The following is a 24,808-nucleotide window of genomic DNA, read 5'->3' as shown; positions in this document are numbered from 1 at the left end:
TATCGTTTAGAGGCCATTGCCAATCAAAATAAATGATGCCCAATAGTAGGGATGATTGAACTTGTCATTGGTCAGCATGGCGCGTTGAGATTCTTGGAGAGCTACGGTTTTGGTTCTGCCACCATCTAAAAGATTTTCATAAAACCGATTCATCAGAAGTTGGGTGCTGCGATCGCTCACTGACCAGAGGGTTGCTAATGTTGCATCTGCGCCTTGCTGTTGCATTTGATAGCCTAATCCCAAGACCTCAATGCCGTTCCCCAATGTGTCGCCAACACCAGTCTCACAGGCACTAAGGACAATAAGGGCAACATTGCTTAAATCCCAGTCCCGTACATCTTCGAGGGTTGCAAACTCCCCTTTCCCAAAAGCGATATAGGAATCTTTGGGGCGACCAGAAACAAATTCAGCATGGGTCGCTAAATGAACGACGTCATAGCTATTCATTTCATAAATAATGTCACCATTAAACTGCTCATCGAGGCGAACACTACTACTAGGAACAGTTTCTGCAAGGGTTTCAACTTCGCGGACGGCATAGGGTAACCCGTCTAAAGGCACTTGGCGTGTGCCGAATTCTAAGGTGGCTCCCTGACTCGGAAAAGCACCAGCGAGCAGATCAAAATTATGCAAAGCCGACACTTCGTCAAAGTCTGTGAGGCTCAGGGCTGTGATGTTATTGATGTCATATTTTTCGATCAGCCATTGATCGCTATCTGCATCAAATAAGGCGGCGAGGGGAATATAGCGTAGTGCACCATCAGGGGCATAAATGAGAGTTTCAATATTGGCTGTTTCTAGGGTCGATTCGATGGGTTTGATCAGCCAATCATGGAGTTTGGAGAGGGATGCGTTGGAGTTCGAGGATTTGGCGTAACTCTTTGGTGGAGTCGTTAAGGCTTGGCGGGCTTCGAGGATGGTTTCATTTAGTTCGGCGGGAGAAATTGGAACAGTATGACGTAAAGGTGGGGTATCGGCACTGACCACTACAATTTCTAGGCGATCGCCCAAAATGAGCGGGTAAATAATGGCAGCATTGCGGCCGGATTGTTTAATAGTTTGGAGCTGTTCCTTGAGTTTTGCGTCCTGGCTGAGATTGAAAGAGAGAGATTCATTCGTGCTGAGGTTACTTTTTAGCTCGCCAATCACTGACTGTACTTCATCACTTTCCAGAAAAGCTCGGAACTTACCCCGTTCAGCATTTTGCTGTTTACGTAGAGAAATTAATTCTTGGCGCTGTATTTCTGTGAGATTGCTGGGAGAAATTTTTTCGAGGTCTGCTAACCTTTTTGAGGCAATGATGAGCTGTTCTGTTTGCTCTTGATTTAAGGCTAAAAACGTTTCTTCAGGCGGACGGTAACCAGTGCCTTTTTCAGTTTCCTCAGTGCCACGCACATGGTAGAGATAATCGCTTAATTCTTGCACCTTCAGTAAATCTAAAACGCGTTGGGCTTCGAGAATACGGTTTTGGGTAAGCAATAAATCGGCGAGATCACGGTAAGTAGATTCAACACTGCTGAGATAACTTTCTTGGAGGGAAGTCTCTAATCCTTGAATCTCACCACGAATACTTTCATAGGTATTGATGGTTTCTTTGAGAAAAATAATGGCTAGTTCTGTATCGCCTTGGGTTTGGAAGAAACTACCTAAATTTTTCAACACGCGACCAGTGGAGTGGCGATCGCCCATGGCTGTCGTGATACCGAGGGCCTCTTGGTAATAAGTAAGTGCTTGGTCTGATTGCCCCGTTGTTTCATAGGCTTTACCGAGGGAATTTAAGTTGAGCGCAGTGACACGACGGTTATCAATTTCCCTTGTAATTTGTAGTGATTCTTCGAAATAGGCGATCGCCTTCTGGTTTTCCCCTTGCCGAAAAGCTACTTCCCCCAAATTTTTTAGGGCATAGGACATTTCATATTGATAATTTTCCGCCGAAGAAATCTCTAAAGATTGGAGATAATAGTCTTGAGCTAGAGCATAATTTTCCAGCTCCATATGGGCGAAACCTAAATTATTAATCAGAATTGGCTGGACTTGTAAATCCTGAGATGATTGCATCATCGACAATGCTTGTTCGTAATAGGTAATCGCATTTTCGATTTCACCCAATTGGCGGTAGGCTTCCCCAAGATTATTGGCGATCGCCGCTTGTTGTCGTGGGTTATCCAGCGGCTGGGTAACGACTGCTGCCTGTTCATATTGACGCACCGCTTTTGTGAATTCGCCGAGGGAATGGTGGGAGATACCGATGCAATTATGAGCTGTACCCATTCCCTCAAAATGATTGTGGGTTTCAAATCCCGCCAAAGCTTTTGTGCAGATGGCGATCGCCTCTTGGTATTCACCTGTCCGAAAGGCCATTTCCCCGTCGTGAATGAGATTTCGTAACTCTGCGAGGGTGTAAGCTTTTTTCTCTATTACCTCTTCCTTAAGTTCAGAAGAGAAAGTCTGGGGGGCGATCGCCACATTCTGCACCACCACAGCCAGTATTAATGCCGAACAGAATTGCCTAACTCGCATCATCTCTTCCCCAAGCCACTAGTTCAATTGTAGAAATCTCTAGCTATTTTGAAGGTCAAGAATAAAGAACTGTTCCCCAAAACAAACAGCTCAATGGTTTTTCATCACTGATTTACGGAGGCGATCGCCAAATAACAAGAACTTCGCCTCAAACAAATCACGCATATTGGGATGAATCTCAGTCTGGCAGACCAATACTTATTCTTCAAACAAAGGAAGTAATACCTGTGGATCTGCTTCACCAGCAGGAATATTCCACAACTCAAGCAAATCATTCCAATAAGTAGACGTTGGCACAGTAGCAACATCAGAAACTAACTCAAACCAGAGTTCATTGTCTAGATAGGTTTGATAGCGTTCTTCTAAATTATTACTCGTTAAAGCAGACTGTACTTGTGCATTATCCGGAACCCTAGCAATTTCCCCAAACAGAGCACTTTGCTCAGTTTCACTAATCTGCAATGACGTAGCTTTACTTTGGTCTAGCGTTACTTTGCCCTGGGGGGTCACCTGCCGACAGAGTAAACGCAGTGTCCATTCATAGGACTGGCCAGCAACCAATGGAGCATTCTCATCCGTAATTGGCAGTTTTACCAATGTATTATCAGTTGGCAAAGAAAAATAATAGCTATTAATTACATCACTATTGTTATTTTGTGTAAGCTCTAACTGCAGGAGCAAATCCACATTTTCTGATTCGTCAAATTGCTCTAAATCCTCGAACTTAATATCTTCGAGCTCAATGCCTTGAATCCCTTGTTTGGTACCCAATAACTGGGGAGACAGTTTTGCTTGAGGTGTACTCTCAGACTTCTGTTGCAGATAAACAAAAATACTGGGTACTGATTGCATCGTCTGTTGAGCAGTCTGGGGAACTAGAGCAGAAATCTGCCACTTTGGTTGAGAAACCTCAGCACTAGCAACTGGAGTATCCGACTCACAAAACTCATCACGGGTCGCTCCCCCTCGGGAATTTCCGCTGGCTCCACCTTGGGTATCACCACTAAACAGACCTTTAAATGGCCCCCATGCTTGGGCTGGCACCGCAGAGTTCAAGGCAAAGGATGAGGCTAAAACCAGAGTTAAAGCACCTCGTCGAAAGAGGTTTTGTTTTGTTTGGCGACGCGGCTGATAGTGAGACATATTCGTTCGTGAAACTATTTTGTGTGAAGCAGATATTCAGCGCCAGAGATTCGGTGACCTCTAACTTGAAAATATTTAGGGATTCCGGAGACGATAGCTCAGAATGCCAACGCCACCAGCACTAAGGTTCAAGGCAAGTAAAGGAGGAATAAAAGAAATCCAGAGGGCTGCGTAAATCATGGCGATCCAGCAACTACTGTAGAGCAGCACCATCGAGATCATTAGGCCACCACCTAATCTTTCCCCGCGAATCAATTGCCGACTAAGAGTGCCACCAACGATCGCCCATGCCAAGATCCAGAGTAATTCTTCACCCAATGACCACCAACTAATCAATGCCCGCTCATCCAAGGTTGCACTGATCAACTGACTTGCCATTTGACCTTGTAAAAATACACCAGACACAGAACCGTAGGGTGTATCCCAAATATCAGTATTATTATCTGCTTGATCTGTATAGCCAATCAGGACAATGCGATCAGCAATTTGTTCTTGGGGGACTTGGTTCTCTAGTAAGGCTTCGAGGGTGACTTGATCTGCAAAGTGCTCTACATCTTTTTTCGAAGGCTGCTCTAGATTAGGTGCAGTCCGAAAATTCACCAAGGTTTGGTAGCCATTTAAGGTGCCATCATATTGGTAATAGGGGCCACGCGCCTGAGAAATATTAGGAATGACGGTATCCCCAAATTGCAGACCATTCATCCGGAAGCCGCCTTCTGATTTAGCGGGACTCGTAAATTCAAGTCCTTCTTGCTTCAAGTATTCCTTTGCAAGGGTCAAGCTTAGGGATGTATTGGTTTCACAATCTGGTGGATCAGAGTAATCCATTAGATACTGTCGCCGTAAATAATCGATACCACCGGGGCGATCACCCAACATATTGGCAAAACTCACTTGGGAAATATCGACTTCTGGGGGCTTTTGGACACTGCTCTCACCATCTCCCGTAAGCTTACAAACACCCAAGAAATTATCACTGGACGCTAATGTATTGGCGAGATCACTATTCGCCGCTGGAAAATCCCGGTAAAAATCAAGTCCAATCAAGCGAGCACCATTCTCATTGAGAACATCCAAAACCTCGGCCAAAGCATCATCCGGCAAGGTGCCTAGCCAAGGCTTATATTCTCCGCTGACTAAGCCATCACGCAGATAAGAACCACTACTGTCATCGATGGTCACCACGAGAAAACGATCATCCGGTTCTTCATTAGGACGTTGGCGCAAGAAATGATCATAGGCCCACAATTCTGCCCCTTGGAGTAGCAAGAAGATTCGAGCCATAAAGATCAAAAATGTCATGCCACCACTCACACCGAATAGCGATCGCCACTTCACTTTGCGTGCAGACAACTCATGACTAGCCTGAATATAAGTCTTATGGAGTTCTGCAGGTGGCGGAGAAAGCTTTTCCGCATCCACTAGCCAACTCTCAGCCTTGACAACTTCTTTGGCTCGTAACAAGGAACTATCATCACGATCCGTCTGTTCCCAATTCGTTGCCCGCATGAGTAACTGGGTATGTTCCCGAACATAATCGGGATGGCTTTTAATTAGACGATATAAATTGCCAAAATTTGCGACAAAATCACCATCATGCTCACAAAAATCTACGGCGTAGCAATTGCGTAAAGCTGTTGGAAGTGGGGAGGCTGCCGCTGGTTTATTTGGCTCTTCTGGCGCAGTGGTTTTACCTTGTAATTGTTCGACCAAAGCCCATCCGCTCTCTTGATAAGAGACCGCCACAATACGCTTGGAACGGGCTGCTGCAATCTCTATTTCATTGAGGACTGTTGTATCGGTTAGTGCGACTTCGGAAACCACGAACACTACATTTTCTGCTCGTTCAATCCCTGCGGTCGCTAGACTAAGATATTCATCTCCCAATTCTGTACGATCACCTTCAAACCAAGTCCTTTCCCCTTGAACCTGTAGCGTCTCATTGAGCTTACGGGCAAAGTCGAGATCCCGGGCATGGCTAATGATGAAAACATTGAGTTCTACATCAGGGGGCTGTTTAAGACTCGTTTCAATATATTCAGTTTGGAGTGGTAAGGGTTGATGTTGAGAACGTTTTTGAGCGACTTGTTGCCAGGCTGCATACCGCTGTAGTTCATGGCCTCGCAAGAGAATGGAAGGGTTTTGTAATTGCCGTTCCCAACGTAATGCTTTTACCAATAGGCGTTTGTAAGTTTTAAAGTAATCTGCTTCTTGCTGAATGGTTTTGAGCAATTCACCCATTGCAACAGTCCCGTCTTTCCCTTCTGCAAGGGGAGTTAAATCAATGAACTGAAGCTTTTGGATACCAGGATGAATCGTTTTTAGATCGATAGATTCAATGAGAACCGGAATAATGCGTTTATTCAGCGATAAAGCATAGTCAATTTCAAATTGACAATAGGATGATTTGACCGATTCAGCAGACAGTAAATAAACAACGTTATCGGTTGTTTCGATACCTTGCTTGATCGCATCTTGAAAATCAACCCCAGATTTAATATCTCGTTCGCTACTCCACGCAGTCAGACCGGCACGGGATATGGCCTCATCAACTTTCCCCAAAATATCTTGGTCGCTGGCAGCATGGCACAGAAAAATCTCCGTCATGCCATCCTGTGAATATTTCAGGCTCTCGGCAATAAACTCACCATGGAGTTTCGTCGGAAGGCAAGGCGGTTGGCGATCGCCGAACTGAGTTTTGAGCCAAGCAGTAGATGCCTGTAGCGTTTCATCTACCAATAAATGTTGCGGTTGACGGCTATTACTATCCCACTCTAAAGCTCGATTGAGCAATGCAGTGTGCTGATGTACATAATCGCGATTGCGCTGGAAAAGAGACAGTAAATCTTGAAAAGCTTTTTCAAAATCGTCCGCCCCTTCACGGCAGTACACCCAGTTGATTTTGCCGATCGCAGGGTGCATATTTGGGAAACTAGAATGTTTACCTGCGGCACAATATTCTTCCCATTGAGCATCCGTGCCATTGGGATTACGTTCCTGCCATGTTTCCCGACTAATTTCCTCAACATGTAAAATCGGAAAAATTCTTTTGTTCCGTTGGAGTGCCCGTTCGACTTCGAGACCACAGTAGGGAGAATTAATCGAATGCGGTGCAATCACAAAGACAAAGTTATCGGCCTTATCGATGCCATCATCAATTTGCTTCTGGTAATCCACCCCAAGCGGAATATCGTCAAAATCAAACCAGACCTCTAATCCAGCCTCAACTAAACGCTGATTTAGCTTCGCTGCGAACCCAAGGCTATCAGCGCGGCCATAGGAGATAAAGACGTCCTGTAGGGGATTCATAAAGCAACCGAGAAAGAGTTATGAGAGCAAATAATACTACTTACTTATAAGTGATCTTCTATCAATCCGGAATGAAATCTTGTAGCTTTGCCCCTATGTCTATTGTTTTATTACTGTATGTGAAATCGTGGCAAGCCAAGCTTCATCTACACTTAGATGCTTAATACAGTTCAAGATTACGGTTTGAAATTGACCATAATATAGCAATTTCTAGTCGAGTGAGGTGCAATAGCAGCAATGTGTAAACCAGCATCGAATATCATCAAGGGTAATCTTGGAAAAAGCTACCTCAATTGCCTTGTCTAGAGCTAGATAAGTTCTTGCCCCGATACTTTTCAAGGTACTTTTCAACTTTGACCAGCAATTTTCAATGGGTGAAAAATCTGGAGAATAGGGAGGAAGGTAAATCAACTTAGCTCCCACGGCCTCAATCATTGTGCGTACTGACTCTCCTAAATGAATCGAACAGTTATCCATCACCACACATGCTCCCGCCCATAAGTTTGGTATTAACTTCTGGCTGATGAATGCTTCAAAGGTTAATCCATCCGTACTCCCCAGCAGATGATAATTAGCGACCATTCCCTTGAAGCCTAATGCTCCAATCAAAGAAACATTCTTGCCTCGTTTACTGGATTTCGGACTATAAGCTCGTTTCCCTTTCTCAGAACGTGCCCTCAGTCTTGTCATGGCTAAGTTCACGCCCGATTCATCGATAAAAATCAAGTTTTTCGCTAGAGTCGCTTGCATTTTCTGCCAAAAATCATATCTGGCTTGTTGCACTCGTTTTGTCGCCTTAAGGTCTGGATAGAATGTTTTTTTTGAGGCTATATCCCATTCTTCTTAAGGTGCGATGCATGGTGCTATTGGCCACACGGAGACCAGTGCGTTTCTCCATCTCATCACATAGTTCCGCTAGCGTCGCATCGTTTTTCTTGGTGAGCAACTGGCGCAATATTGTTTGATGCTCTTCGTTTAATTTGGGAGGTGTTTGTTGGCTTCGTTTTTTCGGAGCAATCGACCCTGTCAGTCGTTTTTGGTCGAGGAGCTTTTGTACAAAACTTTTCGCCACTCCAAATTGTCGGGCAAGACTACTTTGACTCACACCACCCCTTTCGTAGGCATCCACTATTTTCTGCCTTAAGTCTAATGAGTAGGCTTTCGGCAAGATGCTACTTTCTTCCTCACCAGTCAACTCACCTATACTATTTCATACACCTTTCTAGGCTGAAATTTGCTGTAGCGGCATTCCAAATATCAATTATCTTTTCAGATTATCCGGAGTGTTCTCTACGAATCCGAACAATAGTTAGCGCCACTCAGAGAAAATCATCTAGTCTCGTACAATTCTGATAAAAAGAAGATATACACAGGGTGAGATCGTCCTGAGGCAGACATATAAGCAGTTGATGCGAATAGTCTCGTCTTCGTTCGGCACAAATCAAATAGTTTGCCATTTCGTTCTACTAGGGTTGGCGATCGCTAATATTCTGAAGACAACGGGTCTATATGAACTGCCCTTCTCATCCAATTAAAACGACCTTGTTATGTTTCCGTTGGGTTGCTCTACTCATGGGAGTGATCGTTGGAACCATACTCCCTAAAGTACCTAGCCAAGCGCAATTACAACCTGATAATTCCCTCGGTACCGAAAGCTCTATTGTGAGCCTCGACAACATAATTAATGGTGGCGCAACACGAGGCAGCAATCTTTTTCACAGCTTCAGTGATTTTAATGTGAATGCTGGGCAATCAGTTTATTTTGCTAATCCAGTTGGTATTGACAATATCCTTAGTCGAGTCACTGGAAATAATGTCTCTAATATCGATGGCTTATTAGGAGTTAACGGCACAGCTAATCTATTTTTGCTCAATCCCAATGGCATCATTTTTGGCGAAAATGCAGCCTTAGATATCAGCGGTTCTTTTACAGCGAGTACCGCCAATAGTTTTCAGTTTACGGATGGTAGTGAATTTCAGGCGACGCCACTCGCTGGAGAACTACTCAGCATGAGCGTGCCGCTGGGAGTCCAGTTCAATGATCAGCCCCAAGGAATTCTCACTGATAAAGCAGGCATTCTCGTTGGTTCTGGCTCAACTCTAACTTTACTCGGCAAGAAAGAAGAGAGTAACAAAGATACTTTACTGATTCGTGCAGAAGATTTAATCATCGAGAATACTTCAACATCAAATCCAACTGTCCCCATCATCAGTGCATTAACAATTGAAGAGCAACTATTTAGTTATGCAGTGATCTTACAAGCCATCAACACGCTGACTATTAATAGCTCTGTTCAAGGATTCCGAGACAATGACCTAGTTTTAGAAGCATCTAATATCGAGATCAATAACGAGTTAGGACAAAATAACGGTGGTGACATTAGATTAATCACGCCTCAAATCGAGGGCAATGCAATCTCTATAAATGGGGCACTCGTCAGCACAGCAAATGGGGATGAAACTATCAGTGGCGGCAACATAGGCGTTATCACTCATGATTTCACAATCCAAGATGATGCAAGGCTAATGGTACAGACAATAAGTGACAATGGCAAAGGTGGCGGCGGAATTTTTATTGATGCATCCGGTGACTTGTCTGTACAAACATTCTCTTCAATTCAGAGTGCAGCTCTTTTTGGTGGGGCAAAGAGTGGCGTAATTGATATCACGGCGGATAATCTCGTTGTTACAGATTCCAGCTCTATCTCCACTTCAGTTGACACTTTCAATAACCTCGGAGGTTTTGGGAATTCTGGTGATATAAACATCGTGGCGGTAAATAATCTGGAGGTAAGCGATGGATCTGAGATTCTCAGTCAAGTATCTGACGGTGCAACTGGAAATGGTGGATTTATTTCTATTACAACCCCTCAGTTAACCGTTAGTGAAGCCAGCTTCATCTCCACCAGTACTTTGGGTACTGGAAACGCGGGAAATATGCTCCTCAATGTTTTTGGTGATGTGTTTGTTACAGAAGGGGGAGCTATAGAAAGTCAAGTTGCAAACAGTGCCATGGGTAATGGCGGGCGGATTGATCTTATTGCCAGCAGCCTTAATGTCATCGCAGGTCAAATCAATGCTGCCACTGAAGGCATTGGGGATGCCGGAAATATAGTCATCAATACTTCTGGTGATGTGACTATTAGCGAATTCTCAGGACTTAATAGTCAAGCGGCTTTTGGGAGTACAGGTGATGGTGGCACAATTGAGATTAACGCACGTAATCTGAAAATTGCAGATGAAAGTTTTCTTGCTGCGAGTAGCCTTAGTGACGGCGATGCAGGGGACATATCTATCAATGTAGCTGAGGATGTGTCTGTCACAGGATTCTTCTCAGCGATTGAAAGCCAAGTGGCATTTGAAAATAGTTTGGGTGACGGCGGAACAATCGATATTAATGCACGTAATCTTGAGGTTGCAGATCAGGCATTTCTCTCCGTAAGTAGCTTTGGTGAAGGCAATGCGGGAAACATAATTATTGATGTTTCTGAGACTGTTTCTGTTACAGGAGAATTCACGTTTATTGAAAGTTTAGTTTCCGGCAATGGTGATGGTGGGTCAATTGAAATTACAACCACGGAGCTAATCCTTAGTGATGGAAGCCTAATTTCTGCAAGTACTTCCGGCAGTGGTGATGCAGGAAATCTCACAATTCTTGGTAGAAGTCCTTTAACGTTGCGCGGTGATGGAAAACTCACGGTTGAATCTCTAGAGGCTACAAGCGGTTCAGCTGGAACTTTGACCATCGGTAATGCTTCTGACCTTGCCATCAGAGATGGGATTGTGTTGTCTGCAGAGAGTGCTTCCGAGAATGGTGGAGGCGAAATCATCATCGACATCGACAATCATCTATTTTTCACTGGCGGTAGTTTGATTAATGCCGGTTCGACTAATCCCAATTCAGGTGATGGGGGAAATATAACGATCCGTCTTGGTAATGGTTTTGTGATCACTCCACCAGGACAAGATAATGACATCATTGCCAATGCAGTAGCCGGAGAGAGGGGAAATATTGATATTACCGCGCTACAAATCTTTGGTTTTACAGAACAAGAGGAAAGTCGCACAGAACTTTTACGTGGCAATGGCAGTTCTGATCTAGGGGCTAGTGGCGTTATCACTCTTTCGACCCTCGATCTTGATCCCAGTCAAGGTTTAGTAGAACTCCCTGCTGTTTTAAGCGATCGCACGGATCAGATTGCAGCGGGTTGTGACCTCAACCACTCAGAAGACCAAAGTGAGTTTGTTGTAACTGGTCGAGGGGGACTACCACTGAATTCCAGCACTCTAGGGAATGCTGCAGGAGTCTCCGTACCCTGGGTCATTGCCTCAGATGACGAATCTCTTGCATTGGTAGGTCAGCAATCCTCCTCGGCATCGCCAACTTTGGTTGAGGCGCAAAAAGTGGCGATCGATACGATGGGTAATCTCAGTTTTGTGGTACCCCAAGACTCAATTGCCCATTCTGAGATACAGGCTTCTACTTCAGATTTTTGTCAGGTGAACCACCAACTCTAGGAAAACAATATCTCCCTTACTCATCACACTAGGGTTTTAGCTTTACAGCAAGCCCCACAGCGTTTGTATCTTATCGTTGCGATCGCCTCTTAAAATCTGTAAAGTGTCCATGTCTCACCTAGAATCTGGGATAGCACAAGGATCGATATAGGTGCACCTCTGGCTAAACCACTAGCGACTAACTCCAGCCACATTATTTTCTGAGAATAGGCGATCGCTTAGATTGCATAAACAACAACTCAATATGACACACCAATTCAGTCACACGACAAAAAGTTTGTTTCACTGGAATGCCTTAGTAGTTGGTGCCGCTAGCACAATCATGTTTGGTGCTTCTAGTAGTCAGGCACAGTTGCTACCAGATACTAGCCTTGGCATCGAAAGCTCCACGATTAGTGCAGGCGATGTCATCCATGGCGGTGCGACGCGAGGCAGTAACCTTTTCCACAGCTTTAGTGATTTCAATGTCAATGCAGGACAAGCTGTTTATTTTGCCAATCCGACGGGCATTGAGAATATCCTCAGCCGAATTACAGGTCGCAATGTCTCTAATATTGATGGTCTTTTAGGAGTCGATGGCACAGCGAACCTCTTTCTACTGAATCCTAATGGCATCATCTTTGGTGAGAATGCCCGGCTCGATATCAGTGGTTCATTTACGGCGAGCACTGGCAATAGTTTCACTTTTACAGATGGTAGTGAATTTAGTGCAACCCCAACCGCCGGGGAACTACTCACAATGAATGTGCCACTGGGAGTTCAGTTTAACGATCGCCCCCAAGGTAATCTCACCAACGAAGCTAATTTAACTGTCGGGAATGGCTCGACTCTAACGCTATTTGGTAGAGATGTTGTGAATAGCGGCAATTTAACAGCGCTGGGTGGAACTGTAGAAATATTGGGCGATCGCGTTGCACTTACTGATCAAGCAAATATTGATGTCTCTAGCCCTATTGGTAATGGACAAGTTTTTATTGGCGGCAACTATCAAGGTATAGGTTCTCTCCCCAATGCAATCTCGACTTTTGTAGGCAATGATGTCGTGATCAACGCTAATGCTTTAACCGATGGCGATGGTGGTCAAGTCATCGTTTGGGCAGATGAAGATACCCGCTTTCTCGGCAAGATCAACTCTAAAGGTGGCGTAATCAGCGGCAATGGCGGCTTAGTGGAAGTCTCCGGTAAACAACAGCTGGATTTTCGCGGCGATGTTGATACTTCAGCAGTGGCGGGTTCTAGTGGAACATTACTCCTCGACCCAGAAAATATAACTATCGTTGATGGTAATTCTTTGCCAGCTAATGTAGCAGATGGTCTCTGGGATTTTAGTGAAGATCCGGGAGATCAAACTATCGGTGCTGGGGCGATCGCCACCTTATTACTTAGTAATGCCCTAACGTTGCAAGCCATCGATACAATCACTGTGGATAGTGCTGTCAACACAGGCAGCAGCAATTCTTTAACCCTAGAAGCATCAAACATTATTTTAAACGAGGTTATAACTTCACCATTGGGTGGAGATGTCAACCTGATAACCCCCCAAAGCGACAGTAATAGGGTTCTCATTAATAGTAGCAGTGGAATTAATAACGATGTCTCTACAAATGTGAATGGTGGAGATATCCAGATCACCACCCATGATTTGACGATCCAAAATGGAGGAATACTATTTGCAGGAACTGTAGCAGATGGAGGCGATTCTGGTCGCATTACCATTAATGCTAGCGGTAATGTGTTGGTCACAGAAGGAGCAGTTATTGATAGTCGAGTCCTCAGTGGAGTTGGCCGCAGTAGAGGTATCGAAATTGTCGCCAACACATTCACCGCCGAGAATAGCAGTATGATCACAACTTCAAGCTCTGGCAATGGTGACGCAGGAAATATTACTTTTAGGGTAGCTGAGCTAAATCTTCTCAATAATGCAGCAATCAGCGCCTCTACAACTGGTGGAGGAAAAGGTGGCGTAATTAGAATCGAATTCTCCGAGCAACTCTTTGTCGATGGCGGGAAAATTACTGCTTCAACCGAGAATGTAGCAGATGGGGGGTCTATTGAAATTATAGGAATTGAACCGACGGGGTCCGGCACCAATAATGACAAAATAGTCACTATTACTAATGATGGAATGCTCTCTGCCTCCAGTACTAGTGATGGTGCTGCAGGAAATATTACTTTTCAGGTAGCTGAGCTGAATCTTCTCAATAATGGATTAATTGAAGCCTCTACAACTGGTAGAGGAAAAGGCGGCGTGATTAGAATTGAATTCTCCCAAAAACTCCTTATCGATAGTGGGAGAATCACTACCTCTGCAAATGGTGTAGGAGAGGCAGGAGAGGGAGGGTCTATTCTAATTTTAGAAATTGAACCTGAACCGACAAAGTCTGGTATCAGCAACGACAGAACAGTCACTATTACGAATGGTGGGGTACTCTCTGTTTTCACTGCAGGTTCTGGAGATGGTGGTGATATTGATATTCAAGTTTCAGAACTCAACATTACTGGAGGCGGGATCACAGCGGCAACGGGTGGGTCTGGGGAGAGTGGAAGCATCGGTATTCAGGCTTCAAAGCTAAATATCACAAGTGGCGGTATCGGACTTTCTACTGATGGTACAGGGGATGGCGGGCTTCTTGAAATCATCGTTTCTGAGCTAAATCTTGCGGATAGCAGCAGGATCGAAGCCTCTACGACAGGGCCTGGAGATGGTGGTGACATTGAGATCCAGACTTCGACACTCAACATTACGGACAGCAGTAGAATTGAGGCTTCTACAAGTGGTTCTGGAGAAGGTGGAATTATTAGAATCTTTGTTTTTGATGTTATTAATGTCAGCAATAATGGCTTCATCGCAGCTGGCACCAGCAGCTCTGGGGGAGGAGGAGACATTGAGATCCTAACTCCAGAGCTGAATCTTACAAATGCTGGAAGATTAGCAGCTTCAACTAGCGGTTCTGGACAGGGTGGAATTATTGATATCTTCTCTCCTAAAGTAAGCCTAACAAATGGCTCAACAATTACAGCCTCAACGAACGGCCCTGGCAAAGGTGGAAATATTGATCTTATTATTACAGAACTCAACTTTCTGAATGGCGGTGAGATTACAGCATCAACCTCAGGCAGTGGGGATGGAGGGGATCTAATCCTTGAAGGGAATAGTCCTTTGACGTTGCGTGGTAATGGTCGTTTTTCTGTTGCCTCTTCCACTCCTACAAGTGGTAGAGCAGGAAATTTAACAGTAAACAATGCATCGATTCTCGCCCTTAGGGATGGCGTAACATTATCTGCAGAAAGTGCCTCTGAGCAAGGTGGTGGCAACGTCAATATTACGGTGGATAATCACGTATTTTTAACTGGTGGCAGCTTAATTAATGCTAGTTCTAGCAACACCAATGCCGGTAACGGTGGTAACGTCACACTCACTCTAGGGAATGGGTTCTTGATTGCGCGACCTGACCAAAACAATGACATCATTGCCAATGCAGTGGGAGGTAATGGCGGCAACATCAACATTAATGCCCTACGCATTTTTGGTTTGACGGAACAAGGTAACAGTAATTTCAATGTGCTGCGAGGCAATCTCACCAATGATATTAGTGCCAGCTCTGAGTTTGGCTTTAATGGAACTATCTCCCTCAATACCTTAGATCTTGACCCTAGCCAAGGTTTAACAGAACTCCCTGCTGTTTTAAGCGATCGCACGGATCAGATTGCAGCCAGTTGTGACATTGGTAATACAGAAAATCAAGGTAAGTTTGTGGTGACTGGTCGAGGAGGATTACCGCTGAGTTCCAGCACTCTGGGTAATGCAGCAGGGCTTCCTGTACCTTGGGTAACTGCTCCAGACGATGAACCAGTGGACATAGTAGATCTGGACTCATCTTCAACCTTCCCGACTTTGGTGGAGGCACAAAGCGTAGCAAGGGATAAAACAGGAAATATGCATTTTGTTGCTGATCCAGAGATATTTGCTAGTTCTAAGTTACAGGCTGCTTCATCAGATTTTTGTCAAACTACATATCAGCTTTAGATAAGTACTAAAAATATTATTTCGCCTCTATTTTAATGACTTTAACCATGGTCTGAAATGACGATAATATCTCCATCATAGTGGCGCTTTCTCATCGCCAAATTAAATCATTTTTTCAGATTATCCGGAGTGTTCTCTACGAATCCGAACAATAGTTAGTGTCACTCAGATCAAACCACTGAGCCTAGTACAATCCTGATAAAAGAAGATATACACAGGGTGAGATCGTCCTGGGGCAGACATATAAGCAGTTGATGCTAATAGTCTTGTCTTAGTTCGGCACAAATCAAATAGTTTGCCATTTCGTTCTACTAGGGTTGGCGATCGCTAATATTCTGAAGACAACGGGTCGATATGAACCGCGCATCTAATCCAATTACAACGACATTTTCTTTTTCACGCTGGGTTGCTCTACTTACAGGAGTTGCTGTGGGGACAATAGTCTCTGAAGTTCCCAGCCAAGCGCAGCTGCTACCTGATAATACCCTCGAGGCTGAGAGTTCTATCGTTAGCCCAGACAACATCATCCATGGTGGCGCGACACGAGGTAGCAACCTTTTTCATAGCTTTAGCGATTTTAATGTTGAGACAGGACAATCGGTTTATTTTGCTAATCCAGTCGGCATTGAAAATATTCTCGGTCGGGTCACAGGAAGTAATGTCTCAAATATCGATGGTTTATTAGGAGTTCACGGCACCGCCAATCTATTTTTACTCAATCCCAATGGTGTGATCTTTGGTGACAATGCAGATCTAGATATCAGTGGTTCGTTTATTACCAGTACAGCCAATAGTTTTACTTTTGCTGATGGCAATAAGTTTAGTGCGACCCCAGCAACTGGGGAATTGCTGACAATGAGTGTACCCTTAGGCGTTCAATTTAATAATCAACCCCAAGGCGACATCATCAGTGTGGGACTTTTGGAAACTGGCCAAAATCTTATGCTTCAAGGTCAAAATCTTTATCTGGAAGGGAAACTGTTAGCCGGTAATGATCTTTCTCTACATGCTACAGATACGCTGAGGATTAGAGATACTGCAACAGACCCGTTTACTGCGCGAACAGGAAGAAGCTTAACTTTACAAGGTGATCAAGGCATTGACATCTTGGCGCTACAGCATCTGGAGCAAACGCCATTTATCAGTGGAGGAAATCTTTCTCTAATTAGTGATGGGGTAATTTCCGCAGATGCACATTTTGCTAGTGTCGGAAACTTACAATTTCTGAACCGTAATGGTGGGCCAGGTAATATTGTCAGCTACTATGACCCAATTATTTCTGCCATCGGCGATGTTGTGTTTGGTAACTACACAGGAGCCGCATTAAAAGTCGAAGCAACAGGTAGCATTCAAGGGGGCAATATCCGTATCTTTGGGCCAGATACAACCCTTATAGCAGATGGCTCAGGCTCTGATGAAGATCTATTAGCTAGTAGTCGAGCCGCCATTCTTCGGGCAGGGGTTGATGCCCTTTCTCTGGATACTCTGCCGCAAACAGCTGAAGGTACAAATTTTTCCGCAGGTGTAGTATCAGGCCAGCCAGCGGGGAGTATCGTTGTTGGCAGTATCAATACTTCTAATCAATTTATGGGCGACGGCGGCCCCATTATCCTAGAAGCGAAAGGGAATATTATTACCACTGATACTTTTGATGATGTGTTTGGTTTCCCAACTAGCCTAGGGTCTTTCGCATCATCAAATTCTGTAACCGCAGGTAGTGGAGGAGACATCCGGCTCAGTGCTCTGGCAGGAGAAATTCTTACTGGAAACATAGATGCAATTTCATATGTTGGAGGCCCCGGTGCTGGTGGAGATATTTCAATCTTGGCATTGGGAGATATCACCGCAGAAGATGTTTCAACGATCACGGTATCAAATGATGGTGGTGTAGGAGGCAATATTGAAATCACATCGATGTCAGGAGCTGTTGCAGTTGAGGATATTTTCTCCGCAGCAAATAACTCTCCTGGAAGTGCAGGATCAGGGGGAGATGTCACAATTTCTGCCTCGGGGGATATTCTTGTCGATGGGGAAATATTCGCTCGATCAGATGCAGAGGATGGCTCCTCTTCCAAAGGCGGTGATATTCAGTTGTCTACAATCTCAGGAGATATTACTGTCCGTGAGCCAATAGATACTAACTCATTTGCCTTTGGCGGAATCGCTGATAGAGCAGGTAATGTTGCTATTTCATCCCAGTCTGGAGACATCTTACTGATTGGTGGCTACTATAGCGTGATCGGCGCTCGTTCATTGTCCCAGCCATATGGTGATGGTGCCAGTGGCGGAAATGGTGGCAATATCACAATAAGCTCGACCTCGGGAAACATCGATATTCGCCAGGATCCTCGCCGGACAAATGCTGAACAAATTGCAGGGATTTTGTCTGGTTCATTTGGCGAGACTGTTGATGCTGGATCTGGCGGAGATATCGTGATTGCGTCGACATCTGGAGACATCACCATTGATGCAAGTATAGACACTTATTCCTCGTCGGAAACGAGGACTGCTGGTGTTGGTGGTAATATCACAATTTCCTCTCAATCTGGCGCTATTACTCTAACTCAAAGTTTGTCTTCAGCATCGCAGGCTCCAGATGTTGATGATGTTAGTTTTGGTTCAAACAAGATCTCTATTGAATCTGGCTCAGGCAATATTTTTACAAGTGGAAGCATAGCTTCTCTAACCACCAGTAATGGTCTGACAGGTATAGCAATTGCATCGCAGTCAGGTGATATTGAAATTAATAGCAGTCTCGTTGCTCAGGGGAGCGATATCCGGATCAGAGCTCCGCAAGGCTCGCTCTTCGGTGATAATGCTGTTTTTGCTACTAGTTTTGGCAATCCTGATTCTGGTTCCATTCGCATTGATGCTGGTGATACTATCTCTGGCTTGGAGTTGATTACCCTTGCATCTGCTGGTCAATCTGGTATTGTTGACATCCAAGGATTCGGTGATTTGCGTATTACAGATACGAAAGTCGTTACTGGTGCCGAGGTAACATATATTCTTCCTCCCAGTTCGCCTATGTCGCCACCAAGGATAATCACACAGTCAATAGGCGAAGAAGGACAATCAGGTGATACTTTTATCACTAGCACCGGGAATTTGACCCTAGAGAATGTTGAGATTTTGAGTGATACTTTCAACAGTAATTCTGGTGGTGATATTGGTATCCAAGATGCTAAATCAGTAGTTCTTCGTAATAGTCAACTGCAAACTCGCACTAATAATATTGGAAATGCTGGGAACATTTTTGTTGAGGATGCCTCGACTGCCATGATTGATGCTACTCAGCTATTGGCATCCACTAGTGGATCTGGTGCAGGCGGCAATGTATTCCTAGAAATTCCGACTATTCAATTTGATAACAATGCTCAAATCGCAGCTTCTACTTCAGGTAGCGGGTCTGGCGGTAATATTATTTTTGATTCTGGGAGTGATACTCTCACCCTCTCTGGTGATGGGACGATCAGTGTTGAAACAAGTGGTACTGGTCAGGCTGGAAGGTTTGTAGATAAAGACAACTTTGAAGCAGGCCGCTTTTTACTGCAGATTCCTTTTATTACTATTGATGGTGTTGAACTTACTGCCTCTACTAGTGGAATCCAAGATGGTGGTGATATCGAGATTCAAACCACAGATTTGAGCTTTGCTAATGGTGGAGAGATTAACGCTTCAACTTCAGGTAGTGGGAATGGGGGAAGTTTGACGGTTAATGGCAATAGTCCTTTGACATTGCGTGGGGATGGTCGTCTCACTGTCGCATCTCTAAATCCGATGGGTGGGCGAGCGGGAGACTTGATAGTGCATAATACCTCTATTCTTGCACTTAGGGATGGTGTGGAATTATCAGCGGAGAGCGCGTCAGAGCTTGGTGGCGGCAATGTAAATATTAACGTGGATAATCACCTTTTTCTGACTGGTGGGAGTTTGATCAATGCTAGTTCGAGCAATGCAAATGCCGGTGATGGGGGTAATGTACTTATTCGTCTCGGTGATGGTTTTTTAATTGCGAGACTAGAGCAAAACAATGACATTATTGCTAATGCAGTGGGAGGAAATGGCGGAGATATTGGTGTCAGTGCATTGCAAATTTTTGGTTTTACAGAACAAAGTAACAGTACTTTCTCTCTTCTGCGAAGTAATCTCACCAACGATATTAGCGCCAGCTCTGAATTTGGTCTCAATGGCGTTATCACTCTTTCCACCCTCGATCTTGACCCCAGTCAAGGTTTAACAGAACTACCGGCCACTTTGGGCGATCGCACCGATCAAATTGCGGCCGGTTGTGACCTCGGTAATTCAGAAAAACAAAGTGAATTTGTTGTCAGTGGTCGAGGAGGACTACCATCTAGCCAGAACAACTTAATTGGTGCGGGAGGTGTTTCTGTACCGTGGGTCCTGGCTTCAGATGATGAACCCATTGCACTCATGGATCAGACTCAGTTACCTACATCAGCGACTCTTGAGGAGGCGCAAGGAGTGGCAATTGATGCAGAGGGGAATACGCATTTTGTAGCTCATCGGAATGTACTAGCTAGCCCTGAAATACAAGCCGCTTCATCAGATTTTTGTCAAATGGCGCACCAGCTCTAGATCTGCAATATCTCCCTTGATCGTCTTTATCATTTCCATTGTTTACTTTTGCCCTAAATCACCTGCATGTTGTTGCCTCACTCTTCTCAAAAAGCTTTAACCCAGCGCTCTTTAACTTGTCCTTTATCCCTATCGAAGATTGCCAAAACCTCAGTGGGATGTGGTCTCGGTTTGGGAATGTGGCTGTTACAAGGGGTGACTTTTTCTGGGTCGGCGATCGCCCAAATTCCGACGCCAGAACGACCGGGAACCTCCCCTAGCTTGGAGCAACCTTCAGAGGCCGAAACATTACCTGCTTTACCGACCCTCGAAGATTTACTCGGCCCCGATTTTGTACCTGCTGCACCATCAGAAGTTCCCTTACCGGGCGATGGTATTACATTTACTGTCGAGCAATTCATGCTAACGGGCAGCACTGTTTATGAAGATACTGATTTCGCTGAAATTTTTGCGCAATATACAGATCGACAGATTACTTTCGAAGAAGTATTAAAAGTCCGCGATGCCATTACCCAACGCTATCGAGATGACAACTATTTAACGTCTGGTGCCATCATTCCCCCACAATCTTTGCAGGATGGGGTGGTCGAAATTCAAATCGTGGAAGGTCGTGTTGAGGATATCGTCATTGAAGGAAACGATCACCTCAAAGCCGAATATGTGCGAAGTCGTCTGGGGTTAGGTGCTCAAACACCATTACGGATTAGCGACCTCCTTGAACAAATTCAGTTGTTACAGCTTAATCCTTTATTAGAAAACATATCTGCTGACCTCCAAGCAGGAACCGTGCCGGGGACAAATTTGTTGGTCGTGACGGTCAATGAAGCAGATTCTTTTGATGTCGCTTATCAACTAGACAATAACCGTTCCCCCAGTGTCGGGACTCTCCGCCATCGCCTCAGCGTCAGGGAAGGTAATTTAATCGGCTACGGAGATGCGATATCAGCCAACTATTCCCACACAGAAGGTAGCGATAGTTTTGATCTCTCCTATACGTTACCTGTCAGTCCCCACAACACTTCTGTCACGGCTTATTACAGTACAACTAATAGTGATGTTATTGAGGATCCGTTTACAGCTCTTGATGCTTCATCGGAAGCTTCAGTTGTCGAACTTACTGTGCAACATCCCCTCATTGAAACGCCTACAACGGATTTAGTACTGGGCTTAATTGGTTCCCATCAACGCACTCAAACGTCCCTTGGTATTGATAATATCGGTGGTTTTCCATTATCAGCCGGAGCCGATAATCAAGGTCGTACAAAAGTAAGTGCTCTCCGTTTTTTCCAAGCCTGGAGTAAGCGCAGCCCAGAACAGGTAATTGCCGTGCGATCGCAGTTTAATTTTGGTCTTGATGCTTTTGGCTCCACCATTAATGACGATGCGGATGTGCCAGATAGTCGCTATTTTTCATGGTTAGGACAGGGGCAATGGGTGCGTCTATTGGCTCCGGATACTCCCCTCATTGTGCGCGGCAGTTTACAGTTAACCCCAGATTCTCTGCTGTCTTTAGAAAGATATGGCCTAGGCGGACAAAGTACTGTGCGGGGCTACCGTCAGGATGTTTTGCTCACCGATAACGGGGCGGCTCTCTCAGTGGAAGCTCGTATACCTCTCTGGCAAGATTCTGACCGCAATCTTTCGCTGCAACTAACCCCTTTTATTGATAGCGGTGTCGGTTGGAATAACCAAGGTGCAAATCCAGAGCGTAATTCTTTATTGGGTGTCGGCACAGGATTACGTCTTCAGTATGGCGATGCGAGCTTAAGGTTCGACTGGGGTGTTCCGTTAATTAAACAGAGTGATACAGATAAGACTTTGCAGGAGCAGGGACTTTATTTCACGCTCAATGTGCCGTTCTTTTAGCCATTCTTGTCCTTCAAAAAGCTATTTAGTATTCCAAGAAATTATTTAAAACAATTACGTCAAACAGGTAGCAGGTTGAGAGTTATGGTCGGATTTAAAAACATCAGAAAAATACGGTATTGGTTATTGGGTCTCGCGGCGCTATTCTTCTGCGCTTTTAGCACCCCAGTATTCGCATATTTATCGCCATCAGCAACCGTCGAACCTGAAGCACCAATCACCGAGGCGATCGCCCTCACGCCCGGCAGCCTGGATATCGCCCTCACCCCCAGAAGTTTAGATCACGAAGCTCAAAATGCTTATCAGCTAGGTCAATATCAGAAGGCCGCAGATTTATTACAGCAAGCCCAGCAACAATATAAACAGCAGGGACAACAGACAAAATCGGCGATCGCCCTGAGTAATTTATCGTTGACTTACCAAAAATTGGGTCAGTGGGATGCAGCAGACGAAGCGATCCAACAGGCTCAACAACAGCTTGCAAATCAAGAAGTTTCTTTAGCAGTACAAGCTCAAATTTTAGATGTACAGGGACAACTCGATTTCGCCACAGGACAGCTCGATTCAGCAATTGAAACTTGGCAGCAATCGGAGGAACTCTACGGTCAAATTGAAGATCCTCAACGGCAAATCTTGAGTCGTTTGCACCAAGCCCAAGCCTTTCAAGCGCAAGGATTATTCAATAAAGTTTCCCGCACCCTCGAAACATTAGCGGAAACCGTCAGCGAACAGCCAGATACCCTTACCAAAGCCACCATTCTCAGACAATTGGGAGATAATCTGCGCACCACAGGCAATTTAGACCAAGCCAAGGTTCAATTAGACGACAGTCTCGACATTGCAACCAGATTACAAAATCCGACTTTAATGGCAGCCAGTAACCTCAGTTTAGGAAACTGGGCACAGGGGAAATTCAACACGGCAGTGGAAGCAAAGCAACGTTCTGAAGCTAATGGTTTTATGCGCCAGTCCCTCGGGTATTACCAAGAGGCAACCAAACTTTCCGAGGGAGAACTCAATACTCAAGCCACTCTCAATCTGATGCGTCTGTTGATCAGTCCCAGTTTGCCACAATGGAAATTGGCGCTACAGCTTTATCCTTCTCTCAAAGATTCTTTAGCAACCCTTGCCCCCAGTCGCACCAAGGTTTTAGCCTATGTGAGTTTGGCAGAGAATTTGATCACACTGCGGGAAAATCAGGTTGCTAATGCACCAAGTTGGGACGAAATTGCAACGTTACTCATCCCCGCCCAAAACCAAGCCCAAGCGCTCCAAGATAATCGGAGTCAGTCTCTGGTATTGGGAACATTGGGTCATGTCTATGAAAAGTCCCAACAGTGGAATATCTCCCAAGAACTTTCTCGTGAAGCTTTAGCTGCGGCCAAACAAGTCCGTGCTGATGATCTCAGCTATCAATGGGAATGGCAATTGGGTCGAGTACTTAAGGCTCAAGGTCAAGAGTCTGAGGCGATCGCCGCCTATACCCGCGCTTTCAATACTTTAAAAATTATTCGTAGTGATTTGGTGACAGCCAATCCAGATGTGCGGTTTTCCTTCCGTGAAAAGGTCGAACCTATTTATCGGGAATTGGTACAGCTTTTGGTAGATCCTGTGCCAGAAGTGAATGAACTAGCTCAACTCAAGGCCAATCCCAAAACCCAAGGGACATCCTCCAGTCAGGATCAAGAACGACTACGGCAGGCGCGCGATGTTATGGAATCATTGCAAGTGGCCGAGCTAGAAAATTTCTTTCAGGCGGCTTGCATCGATAAAACCGTTAGCCTTGACCAAGTTGTCAGCGAACAGGACACCACAGCGGCAGCCATCTATGCCATCTTGTTGGGCGATCGCCTTGAAGTGGTCATGAAATTGCCGAAAAAGGCAGATCTCATTCACTACTCCACTCCTGTTGCACGGGCTGATATCGAGAATTTACTGACAAAATATCGTGCTCAGTTGACCAAAGGCCGCAATGTCGTGGAGCAAGGTAAAACTCTCTACAATTGGTTGCTTCGTCCTGCCGCAGAGCAAGGATTACTATCACCCGATGATCTCAAAACCCTCATTTTTGTATTGGATGGAAATTTGCGCCTGATTCCGATGGCAACGCTCCATGATGGCAATGATTTCTTGGTACGCAAGTATGCTGTTTCTCTAGTGCTGGGTTTGGAAGTGCGTGATCCACAAATCCTACCCACTCGCGAAGAGCTACAGGTATTGGCCGCATCCCTAGAAACACCTCCCCCAGAAGAAGCACAATTTTACTCGGATCTTCCCGGAGTAACGAAGGAATTAGCGCGCATCGAATCCACAGAAATGCCAACGACATTGCTGCAAGATCAAGCATTTACCAGCGATGCACTAACCAACGCATTGCAAACGAGTGAATTTAATATTGTGCATTTGGCAACCCATGGACAATTTGGCAGCGATCGCCAAAACACCTATATCCTTTCTGCGGATGGTCGTCTGGGTATCGATACCTTGGGTCAAATTTTCCGAGGAAGTCGCCAAGCTGATGCTCGCTTAGAAATGCTGATCCTCAGTGCTTGTAAAACAGCAACTGGTGATAGTCGAGAAGTATTGGGAATCGCCGGAGCCATGGTGCAATCTGGAGCAAGAAGTGCGATCGCCACCCTGTGGAGTGTGGATGACCAAGCCAGTATTTTGTTCACCGATACTTTATATACAGAGTTGGCAAAACCGGGCATTAGTCGTGCTGAAGCAATGCGTCGCGCACAGGTAGCCTTACTAGATCGTTATCCCGGACGGCCTCGTTATTGGGCCCCCTATGTGTTAGTTGGCAGTTGGCGCTAAATGTCCCAA

10 protein-coding genes are annotated in these 24,808 nt (G+C 45.1%); 5 read left to right on the top strand and 5 right to left on the bottom strand.

The genetic code is table 11. The annotated features are described in order from the left end of the window. Positions 1-6 precede the first annotated feature (6 nt). From LEPTO7376_RS11250 to LEPTO7376_RS27560, 5 genes are all read right to left on the bottom strand, one after another. Positions 7-2,523 (bottom strand): CHAT domain-containing protein, encoded by a 2,517-nt coding sequence (locus tag LEPTO7376_RS11250; RefSeq protein ID WP_083891099.1) that lies wholly within the window; start codon positions 2,521-2,523, stop codon positions 7-9. 195 nt (positions 2,524-2,718) lie between these two features. Then, positions 2,719-3,663, bottom strand: a complete 945-nt coding sequence (locus LEPTO7376_RS11245; RefSeq protein ID WP_015134297.1) for a DUF928 domain-containing protein — start codon at positions 3,661-3,663, stop codon at positions 2,719-2,721. Between the two features lie 75 nt (positions 3,664-3,738). Continuing rightward, entirely contained in the window at positions 3,739-6,972 is a 3,234-nt protein-coding gene (locus LEPTO7376_RS11240; protein WP_015134296.1) for a TIR domain-containing protein, read from the bottom strand. Positions 6,973-7,182: 210 nt separating this feature from the next. Then, a complete protein-coding gene (locus LEPTO7376_RS27565; protein ID WP_041763060.1) occupies positions 7,183-7,755 on the bottom strand; it encodes an IS630 family transposase in 573 nt (190 codons plus the stop codon). A 13-nt stretch (positions 7,756-7,768) separates the two neighbouring features. After that, positions 7,769-8,167 carry a transposase gene (locus LEPTO7376_RS27560; RefSeq protein ID WP_225901096.1) on the bottom strand — a complete coding sequence of 133 codons (399 nt, stop codon included), beginning with the start codon at positions 8,165-8,167 and terminating at the stop codon, positions 7,769-7,771. A 314-nt stretch (positions 8,168-8,481) separates the two neighbouring features. Here LEPTO7376_RS27560 and LEPTO7376_RS11225 point away from each other — a divergent pair, with 314 nt between their 5' ends. From LEPTO7376_RS11225 to LEPTO7376_RS11205, 5 genes are all read left to right on the top strand, one after another. Then, complete coding sequence (locus LEPTO7376_RS11225; RefSeq protein WP_015134294.1) at positions 8,482-11,490, top strand: filamentous hemagglutinin N-terminal domain-containing protein; 3,009 nt, start codon at positions 8,482-8,484, stop codon at positions 11,488-11,490. 244 nt (positions 11,491-11,734) lie between these two features. Next, complete coding sequence (locus LEPTO7376_RS11220; RefSeq protein WP_015134293.1) at positions 11,735-15,517, top strand: filamentous hemagglutinin N-terminal domain-containing protein; 3,783 nt, start codon at positions 11,735-11,737, stop codon at positions 15,515-15,517. A gap of 354 nt (positions 15,518-15,871) precedes the next feature. Beyond that, positions 15,872-20,116 (top strand): filamentous hemagglutinin N-terminal domain-containing protein, encoded by a 4,245-nt coding sequence (locus LEPTO7376_RS11215; RefSeq protein WP_015134292.1) that lies wholly within the window; start codon positions 15,872-15,874, stop codon positions 20,114-20,116. A gap of 66 nt (positions 20,117-20,182) precedes the next feature. After that, the gene (locus LEPTO7376_RS11210) at positions 20,183-21,982 is read left to right on the top strand and encodes a ShlB/FhaC/HecB family hemolysin secretion/activation protein (protein ID WP_015134291.1); all 1,800 of its coding nucleotides are present in this window, start codon (positions 20,183-20,185) and stop codon (positions 21,980-21,982) included. 84 nt (positions 21,983-22,066) lie between these two features. Next, complete coding sequence (locus tag LEPTO7376_RS11205; RefSeq protein ID WP_015134290.1) at positions 22,067-24,799, top strand: CHAT domain-containing protein; 2,733 nt, start codon at positions 22,067-22,069, stop codon at positions 24,797-24,799. Positions 24,800-24,808: the final 9 nt, after the last annotated feature.

It is taken from the genome of [Leptolyngbya] sp. PCC 7376, from assembly GCF_000316605.1.
In the GTDB taxonomy this organism is placed as follows: domain Bacteria; phylum Cyanobacteriota; class Cyanobacteriia; order Cyanobacteriales; family MRBY01; genus MRBY01.
This window is presented reverse-complemented; position numbering and strand designations above follow the sequence as displayed.